Below are 9,816 nucleotides of genomic sequence, written 5' to 3' on the forward strand. Positions count from 1 at the left end.
CGCACCGGCTTCACCCGTCCGCATCGTGACCGACGCCCCTTCCACCGCCATCGCGATCCTGACGATCGACCATCCGAGCCGCGGCACGTTCGACGACCGGCTGCGTCGCGCCGGCTACGGCTACGACCGCCTGCGCATCGACGACATCCTGCGCCGCGCCGGCTACCGGCCGTCGCGCTTCGAATATCTGCCCGACCTGCTCGCGGCCTGCGACACGCGCGCGTTCGACCTGTTCGTCGTGCAATGCGAAACGGCCTGCCGGCGCACGACGGACGCGATCCATGCACTGCGCGCGCGTTTCGCCGGCACCGTCGCGATCGTGTCGATCAGCCAGCGCGACGCGGAGCTCGCGCGCTCCGCGTGTTTCATCGCCGGCGCGAACGAGCATCATCCGTACGCCGTGCCGCCGGACACGCTGATCGCGAGCATCGCGACGTGGCTGCGCTGGTCGCATCATCGCGCGACCCATCATCGCCACTGGCGCATCGGTGCGTTCGAATTCGACACGGCCACGCGCAGCGTGAACGTGGCCGGCCGCGAGCACGTGCTGACCGAGAAGCATTTCCAGATCGCGACCGCGTTCTTCCTGAACATGGGCCGCGCACTCGACCGCGCGCACGTGAGCCAGCTCGTGTGGGGGTCGCTCGTCGCAGCCTCCAGCCGGCGGCTCGACACGCACGTCGCGTATCTGCGCGACCGACTCGAACTCGACGGCCGGCACGGCGTGAAGATGATGACGATGTACGGGTTCGGGTATCGGCTCGTCACGTGCGAGCCGGGCACGCCGCCCGACGACGACGAAGCGGCGCCGCGCCGATAGCCGGCCCCGTGGCGCGATCGCCGCCCGCCGATCGGCCCGCCGGCACCCGGCAACCCTGACAGGCCCCATTGCGCGCTGATCGGACTCCATTATCATGGGGGCACCCTGGCCGACCGCCCCGCTCCCGATGGACCACCGCGCCGCACCCGATCATTCCCGCTCCGCCGCCGCGCACCCGTCCGCCGCGCCGACCCGCGTCGGCCGTCGCCAACGCGCGCTGCTGTATGCCGGCGGCGCCGCCGTGACCGTCGCGATCCTGCTCGCGAGCGGCCTGATGCTGTATACGATGGCGCGCGAGGCGATCCAGGCGCGCTATACGACCTTCGCGGTACGCCAGTTCCTGGTCCAGATCGAATTCAAGATGCGCACGACGGGCATGGACACGCTCGTCACGCACGACGAAGCCGTGTGGAACTCGCGTGCCACCGATCCCGCCCGTGCCGCCGCCCTCGCGGCCGGTCGCGGCCGGTTGATCATCCAGGGCAGCCCGGCCTTCCCGCCGACGCTCGTGCTGGCCGACCTGTCGTCCGCGCACCCGGCCGACAGCTACGCGCACGATCTGGCGATGGCGAGCGACATGAGCTATCGCGTCGGCGCGTACGTCGCGAAGCACGACGCCGATCGCGCGATCGCCGGCTACGCGTATCGCCCCGACCGCAGCTTCGCGGTCGTGATTCCCGAACCGGTGCCGCCCGATCCGCTCACCGCGTCGCCCGCGACCAATGCAGCGACGCTCGTCGCGAAAGTCGCCGCCGGCATCGGCACGCCGCCGCCCGGGCAATACGAATGGCATCCGCCCGTCTACGACCCCGTGCAGCGGCGCGACGTGTTCCGGATCGCCGGCGCCGTCTACGACGCGCAATCGCCGCGCGCCGTTTTCCTGTCGACGCTGCCCGTCGACGTGCTGCGCACGCGTTTGTCCGCAGGCGAGACGACCGACGCGGCGATCGTCGTCGATGCTCGCGGCCGAACGTTACTGCGCGCGGGCACCGCGGCCGACGACGACGCCACGCGCGCCGCGATCGAACGCCTCGCCGCGCATACACGCGAGGCCGCGCGCCGCGGCGGCCCGCGCACGGCGTTCGGCGACGGGCTGTTTTCGCTCAGCCAGCCGATTCCCGAAACCGACTGGACGCTCGTGCAGGCATTTACGCTGCGCTCGCTGCTCGCGACGATCGGCCTGCGTGCCGGCTGGTACGTCGCGGTCATGCTGGCCGTGATCGCGCTCGTCTGGTGGCTGCTCGTGCGCTTCGACCGCCGTGTGCTGAAGCCCGACGACGCGCGCACGCGCCGCGTGATCGACAGCGAGAACCTGAACCGGACGATCGTCGAAGCGGCGCCGTCCGGCATCGCGCTGCTGTCGCTCGCCGACGGCGCGGTGCTGCTGCAGAACGACACGATGCGCGACTACGATGCGCGGCGGGCCGGCGAGCCGTCGTTGCCGGCGCGGCTGCTCGCCCGCTTCGACCGTTCGCCCGCCGCCGCCGCGCGGCAACCCGATCTGCACATGACGCTGCCCACCGCCGACGGCGAGGCCGTCGACCTGCTCGTCAATCTCGTGCGCACGCGCTTTCGCGACAGGGACGTCGTGCTGTGCAACTTCTCCGACATCACGTCGCAGAAGAACATCGAGCGCCGGCTCGACGAAGCGGCGCGCGCCGCCGACGCCGCGAACGACGCGAAATCGGCGTTCCTCGCCACGATGAGCCACGAGATCCGCACGCCGCTCAATGCGATCCTCGGCAACCTCGAACTGATCGGCCGCGAACCGCTCGCCGATTCGCAGCGCGAGCGGCTGCATACGGTCGAGGGCGCGTCGTCGGTGCTGCTCGATCTGATCAACGACATCCTCGACCTGTCGAAGATCGAAGCCGGCCAGATGACGATCGAGGCGATCCCGTTCGATCTCGCAGAGACGATCCGGCAGACCGGCGCGATGTTCGAGCCGCTCGCGGCCGCGAAAGGGTTGCAGTTCGACGTGTTCGTCGACGATGCGCTCGCGTCGCGCTACGTCGGCGACCCGACGCGCATCCGGCAGATCGCCGCGAACCTCGTCGGCAACGCGATCAAGTTCACGAACCACGGAGAAATCACGCTCGAGGTCTACCTGCGCGACGACACGAACCCCGAATCGCCGGTCACGATCGGCGTCAGCGACACGGGCATCGGCATGACCGACGCGCAGCGCGCGGCACTGTTCCGGCCGTTTACGCAGGCCGACACATCGATCACGCGCCGCTACGGCGGCACCGGGCTCGGCCTCGCGCTGACGAAGCAGCTCACGCAGATGATGCACGGCACGGTCGACGTGAAGAGCGAACCCGGCAAGGGCAGCACGTTCGTCGTCACGCTGCCGCTGCGCGCGGCCACCGAGGCGCAGGCGGCCGAGCACGACGACGCGCAAGCAGGCGATGCGGCGCTGCCGCCGGTCACCGCGCGCGTGCTCGTCGTCGACGATCATCCGGTCAACCGCACGCTGCTGCAAGGACAACTCGTCACGCTCGGCTATGCGGCCGATGCCGCCGACGAAGGCGCGGCGGCGCTGCGACGCTGCGCGGATACGCGCTACGACCTCGTGATGACCGATCTGAACATGCCGGGGATGGACGGCTATACGCTCGCGCACGTGCTGCGTGCGCAGTATCCGGGGCTGCCGATCGTCGCCGTCACCGCGCATGCGAGCGCGGCCGAGCATGCGCGCTGCGCGGAAGCGGGCATCGTCGCGGTGCTCGTGAAGCCGGTGCTGCTCGATACGATCGACCGCACCGTGCGGCGTTACGCGCAGACGGCCGCCGCACAGGCGCCCGCCGCACGCACGCTCGTCGATCTCGCGCAAGGTCCGCTGCCGCCGGACGTGCATGCGCTGCTCGAAGCGAGTCGAGCGCAATCGGTGGCGGCGATGCACGACGCGGCATCGCGCAACGATATCGCCGCGCTGCGTCACGAACTGCATTCGCTGCGCGGCGCGTTCGCGACGATTCACGAACATGCGGTGGCCGATGCAATCGGCGAACTGCAGGCCATCGTGCACGGCGGCGACCTGACGTCGTTCGAGGCGCGGCTCGCCGACGCGGACGCGCTCGCGCGCGAAGCACTGCAGCGGCGCGCGACGCAGGCGCCGGCTACCTGAATCCCGCACGGCCGGCCCTCGCGCGCCGGCCTCCTCCCTCCATCGCCTTTCGTTCCGCGGCGCAGGCCCGCGGTGCGTCGTCACGCGCGTAGGACTGGGCCTACACGGTCGCTATCTCGAATCAGCCAGGGACGACTGATTAGGACGAGGCCGATCCCTACCATCGGTTTGTGAACTGACAAACTGAAAGGAGTAGGGACATGAACAAGACTTATCGCAGCGTCTGGAATGCCGTGACCAACACGTGGACGGCAGCGGCCGAAACGGCGAAGTCGCATTCGAAGGGCTCGGCGCGCGCGGCACGGCAAGCGGTGATCGCGATCGCACTCGGTGGTGCGGCGATCGGTGGCGCGGCTGCGGCGGAAACGTGCACGACGGAAGACGGGTCGAGCGGAACGGTCGATGCGGCGGGCGTGTGCAAGGCGGCCAGCGACGGCGCGGTCGGGACGATGGGCCTGATCGGGACGATGGCGGCGGATGATACGACGTATGTGAAGGTCAATAGCACCGGTACCGCTGCCGTCGCATCGGGCAGCAATGCAGTCGCCATCGGACAAACCGTGACGTCCGGCGGATCGAGTTCGGTCGCCGTGGGTTCGGCCACGACGGCCAACGGCCTGCACTCGATCGCACTGGGCGCAAGTGCCAAGAACAACGACGCCAGCGACCGGCAGATCGCCATCGGCAGTTTCGCGCAAACCGCCGGGCGGTACACGACCGCAATCGGATATCAGGCATCGGCAACGGTCGAAGATGCGCTGGCGCTCGGACACGCTGCGTCCGCGACGAACACCGGCGCAGTGGCGATCGGCGCCACTGCGACGTCGGGCGGCACGGGGTCGACGGCTATCGGCCAGGCAGCGGCCGTCGCCAGCGGGGCAAACAATGCCGTCGCGCTCGGAATGAACGCGCGTGTGGCGAATTCGAACTCGGCCGCCATCGGGTCCAACGCTTTCGCATCGAACAATTATTCGAATGCGCTGGGCGTATCGGCCTCGTCGACCGGCTTAGCCAGCATGGCGCTCGGCAGCAATTCGACGGCGACAGGGAACTATAGCGTTGCAATCGGCAGCGCCACCGGCACCGGCCGTGCCGCGGTGTCGACAGGGACAGGCTCGGTCGCGATCGGCACCACGTCCAGCGCCGGCGCCAACAACGCCGTCGCATTGGGCTTCGGCACGGTTGCGGATCGGGACAACACCGTATCCGTAGGTGCCGGTGTTCCCAATATCGACGGCAACAAATTCACGCGCCAGATCGTCAACGTCGCCGCGGGCACGGAAGACAACGATGCCGTGAACGTCGGCCAGATGAAGAAGGAATTGTCGACGAAGGTCGACGATACGTACGTCAAGATCGACACGAGCAACAGCACGGTCGCCGCGCAAGCCGGCACGGCCGCGCTTGCGATCGGCACGAACACCAGCGCCTCGGGATCTTACGCAACGGCCGTCGGCAACAGCGCACTCGCCAGCGGCAACAACAGCACGGCCCTCGGCTTCCAGGCCAGCAGCGCAGGCGGCGCCGCCGTCGCGATCGGCAATGCTGCGAACGCAAGCGGCTCGCACGGCGTTGCACTGGGTGTCAACGCAAAGGCGTCCCATACCGATTCGGTGGCGCTCGGCGCCGGCGCGACCACGGACCGCGACAACAGCGTATCGGTCGGCTCGTCGGCGCTGCGTAGGCAGATCACCAACGTGGCTGACGGTACGCAACCCACGGACGCCGTGAACCTCGGCCAGATGACGGCCGAGTTCACGAAGACGAACAACGCGATCGCCGCGACCAACGTCACGGTCTCGAGCCTGAGCACCGGCTTGTCGTCGACCAACAGCACCGTTGCGGGACTGAGCACCGGACTCTCGTCGACCAACAGCATCGTCTCGGGCCTGAGTACCGGCTTGTCGTCGACGGTCAGCACCGTCGCCGGCCATACCAAACAGATCGGGGACATCGACGACAAGCTGAGCAAGCTCGAAAGCGGGACCACCGGCCTCGTGCAGCAGGCCAACCCGGGCGATGACATCACCGTCGGCGCGAATACCGACGGCACCGCCGTGGACTTCAGCGCGACCGGCGGCACTGCACGCACGCTCAAGGGCGTCGCGGCTGGCGACGTGTCGGCGACGAGCACCGAAGCCGTCAACGGCTCGCAACTGCACGGCGTATCGGACAGCGTCGCTTCGGCGATCGGCGGCGGCGCGACTGTGAACCCGGATGGCTCGATCTCCGCACCGTCCTTCACCGTCGGCGACGGCAGCGGCGGCACGAAGATCGTCAACTCGGTCGGCGACGTCGTCACCAATCTCGACGGCCGTGTCACGACCAACGAAGGCGACATCAAGAAGCTCGCTGACGACATCGGCAGCGGCACGCTCGGTCTCGTCCAGCAGGCGAAGCCCGGCGACGACATCACGGTCGGCGCGAACACCGACGGCAACGCCGTGGACTTCAGCGCGACTGGCGGCACTGCACGCACGCTCAAGGGCGTCGCGACAGGCGACGTGTCGGCGACGAGCACCGAAGCCGTCAACGGTTCGCAACTGCACGGCGTGTCGGAAAGCGTCGCCTCGGCGATCGGCGGCGGCGCGACGGTAAACCCGGACGGCTCGATCTCCGCACCGTCCTTCACCGTCGGCGACGGCAGCGGCGGCACGAAGATCGTCAACTCCGTCGGCGACGTCGTGACCAACCTCGACGGCCGCGTCACGACCAACGAAGGCGGCCTCAAGAAGCTCTCCGAGCAGCTTGAAAGCGGCACGCTCGGCCTCGTCCAGCAGGACGCGATGACGGGCGACATCACGGTCGGCGCGAACACCGGCGGCTCGGTGGTGAACTTCGCGGGCACCGGCGGCGCGCGCGTGCTGTCCGGCGTCGCGAACGGCGTGGACGACGACGATGTCGTGACGGTGTCGCAGCTCCGCGCCACCGGCCTGATCGACTACACGGGCAAGGAAGTCGGCGCGGTCACGTACGACTCGGGCCTGAACTTCGACACGGTGACGTTCGCCGGCACGTTCGGCACGAAGCTGCAGCGCGTCGCCGCGGGCGAAATCAGCGCGACGAGCATGGACGCGATCAACGGCAGCCAGCTGTTCGACCTGCAGGAGCAGTTCGCGAAGCAGTACGGCGAGCTGAGCGGCCAGTTCGGCGACCTGTCGCACCGCTTCGACGATCTGTCCGACCGTCTCGGCGAACTCGAAACGAACCCCGGCACGGGCGGCCCGGGCACGGGCGACGGCTCGACCGTCGTCGGCGAGGGCGCAGTGGCATCGGGCGAGAACAGCTCGGCAATCGGCGAGAAGGCGCTTGCGTCGGGCGAGAACAGCTCGGCCGTCGGCCAGGGTGCGGTCGCGTCCGGCAGCAACGGTTCGGCCATCGGCCAGGGTTCGACGGCATCGGGCGGCAACAGCTCGGCCATCGGCCAGGGCGCGGTCGCGTCGGGCAACAACGGTTCGGCCATCGGCCAGGGTGCGGTCGCGTCGGGCGAAAACGGCACGGCGCTCGGCCAGGGCGCGGTTGCATCGGGCAAGGACAGCACGGCGCTGGGTCAAGGCGCATCGGCCACCGGCAGCGGCTCGGTCGCGATCGGCCAGGGCTCGGTGGCGACGGAAGCCAACACCGTTTCGTTCGGCAACGGCACGGAGGAAGGCAACCGCCGGCTCGTCAACATCGCGGACGGCATCAACGCCAGCGATGCGGCGACGAAGGGCCAGCTCGACCGCGCGATGGAATCGGTCGACGCACGTTTCAACGACACGAACCGCGCGATCAACGACGTCGCGAAGAACGCGTACGCCGGTATCGCGGCCGCGATGGCGATGCCGAACATGACGCCGTCGCAGCCGGGCAAGACCGTCGTCGCGGTCGGCGCCGCGAACTTCAAGAGCGGCTCGGCGATCGCCGCCGGCGCCACCTACCGGTCGCGCAGCGGCAACTGGCTCGTGAACGGCGCGACGTCGATCACGTCGGTCGGCGACGTGGGTGTCCGTGCTCAAGTCGGCTATGAGTTCTGACCCGATCGCTCCGCGTCGCGCGGAGCATCGACCCGAAGCGGGGGCCCCGTCCCCCGCCGTTCGGCCGACGGCCGGTGCCGATTCCGCCTGGAGTCGCCACCGGCCGTCGGCGCGTGCGCCTCACGCGCGGCCTTTCAGGGCGCGCCCCGCGGCGGCCCGCATGCGCCGATTCCCTTCTTTCAACCGAGCGAGACACGCGCGCCGCCGGGCGCGGCGCGACACGTGAGACCAATATGAACAGAACCTTCCCCATTCGCATCGTGATCGCCGACGACCATCCGGCCGTCGTCATCGGCGCCCGCTACGAACTGTCGGCCACGAACACCGTCGCGGTGGTCGCGACGGCGCACAACTCGACGGAGCTGATGGACGCGCTGTCGACCCATCCGTGCGACGTGCTGGTGTCCGACTACGCGATGCCCGGCACCGAATACGGCGACGGCCTCGCGATGTTCACGACCCTGCTCAAGCGCTTTCCGGGGCTGAAGATCGTCGTGATGACGATGATGGAGAACGCGGTGGCGCTGCGCGCGCTGATCGACATCGGCATCGCGTGCATCGTCAGCAAGTCGGACATGCCCAATCACCTGACGATGGCGATCCACGCGGCCTATACGAACGGCCGCTACCTGTCGCCGTCGATGGACCGGATCCTGCGCAACACCGGCAGCGTCGGCGGCAGGGCGCCCGCGCTGTCGGTGCGCGAGGTCGAGGTGATTCGCCTCTTCGCATCGGGGCTGTCGGTCAACGAGATCGCGGAAAAACTCAATCGCAGCAAGAAAACGATCAGCACGCAGAAAAGCTCGGCAATGCAGAAGCTCGGCATCGAGCGCGACGTCGACCTGGTGCGCTATGCGATCGCGTGCGGGCTCGTGACCGACTACGGCTATGCGCCGCCGGTGCGCGGCGACGAAGCCAGCGCGTAACGCCGCTGCCGCGATCTGAAACAAAAAGCCCCGGCAACCTGATGGTGCCGGGGCATCGATGCGTCGGTACGGGCAGGCGCGCTCACCTTCCGTCATGGCCGCCATCCCGCGCGGCCGGCCTCGTCGCGCGCCGTCAGGCCGGATCGACGCCGCCTTCCTCTTTCACGTCACCGCCCCGCCCTTCGCTGGCCGATGCGGCGACGATCCCGTGCTCGATCGCATAGCGCAACAGATCGATGTCCTTGTCGATCCCGAGCTTTTCCATCGCGCGCGCCTTCTGCGTGCTGATCGTCTTCTTGCTGCGGCTGAGTTTGTCGGCGATCTCGTTGACCGTGAGGCCCGACGCATAAAGCCGCACGACTTCGAGTTCGCGGTCGCTGAGCTCGCGCTTCTGGTCGGCGGCCCGCGCGCTCGAATGCGACGTGAGCGTCCGCACGACCTTCTCCACCGACGGCGAGTAATAGGTGCCGCCCGTCGCGGCCGCATGAATCGCGGGAATCAGGTGATCGATCGTGTCGGACTTGCTGACGATGCACTCGATGCCGAGCCGCGTGAGCGCGCCGATCACGGCCGGGTTGTCGAGCATGGTCAGCACGACCAGCTTCACGGCCGGGTGATTGCGCTGGAGATAGGAGAACAGCGTGATGCCGTCGCCGTGCGCGCTGCCCGGCATCGCATAGTCGGACACCACGACGTCACACACGCCGGCCTCGACGAGCCGGATCAGCTCGGTCGAATTGACGGCCTTGCCGGTCAGCCGGATCGTCGGCACCGACGACAGGCCGTGCTCGACACCGACCAGCATCGCCGGGTGGTCGTCGGCCAGTACCACGCGTATCAGATAGCTTCCCATAGTCGTCCAGATTTGCGCGGCAATCGTCGCGGCCGGTTCGCCGCCCGGCGGGCGGCGACGGCGCGCATCGC

General features: G+C 68.8%; 5 protein-coding genes. 4 read left to right on the forward strand and 1 reads right to left on the reverse strand.

Annotated elements, in window-relative coordinates; all coding sequences use genetic code 11:
* The first annotated feature begins 25 nt into the window (after positions 1–25).
* From A9Z05_RS24280 to A9Z05_RS24295, 4 genes are all read left to right on the forward strand, one after another.
* The gene (locus tag A9Z05_RS24280; protein WP_256122082.1) at positions 26–820 is read left to right on the forward strand and encodes a winged helix-turn-helix domain-containing protein; all 795 of its coding nucleotides are present in this window, start codon (positions 26–28) and stop codon (positions 818–820) included.
* A gap of 94 nt (positions 821–914) precedes the next feature.
* Positions 915–3,950: a hybrid sensor histidine kinase/response regulator gene (locus A9Z05_RS24285; RefSeq protein ID WP_256122083.1), complete on the forward strand. Its 3,036-nt coding sequence runs from the start codon at positions 915–917 to the stop codon at positions 3,948–3,950.
* Positions 3,951–4,150: 200 nt separating this feature from the next.
* Entirely contained in the window at positions 4,151–7,966 is a 3,816-nt protein-coding gene (locus A9Z05_RS24290) for a YadA family autotransporter adhesin (protein WP_069620353.1), read from the forward strand.
* A gap of 233 nt (positions 7,967–8,199) precedes the next feature.
* Positions 8,200–8,892, forward strand: a complete 693-nt coding sequence (locus tag A9Z05_RS24295) for a response regulator (protein WP_059721047.1) — start codon at positions 8,200–8,202, stop codon at positions 8,890–8,892.
* A gap of 133 nt (positions 8,893–9,025) precedes the next feature.
* Here the strand turns inward: A9Z05_RS24295 and A9Z05_RS24300 are convergent, their stop codons facing one another.
* Positions 9,026–9,745: a response regulator transcription factor gene (locus A9Z05_RS24300; protein ID WP_062885158.1), complete on the reverse strand. Its 720-nt coding sequence runs from the start codon at positions 9,743–9,745 to the stop codon at positions 9,026–9,028.
* Positions 9,746–9,816: the final 71 nt, after the last annotated feature.

This window comes from Burkholderia sp. A2, assembly GCF_001729305.1.
Taxonomy (GTDB): domain Bacteria; phylum Pseudomonadota; class Gammaproteobacteria; order Burkholderiales; family Burkholderiaceae; genus Burkholderia; species Burkholderia sola.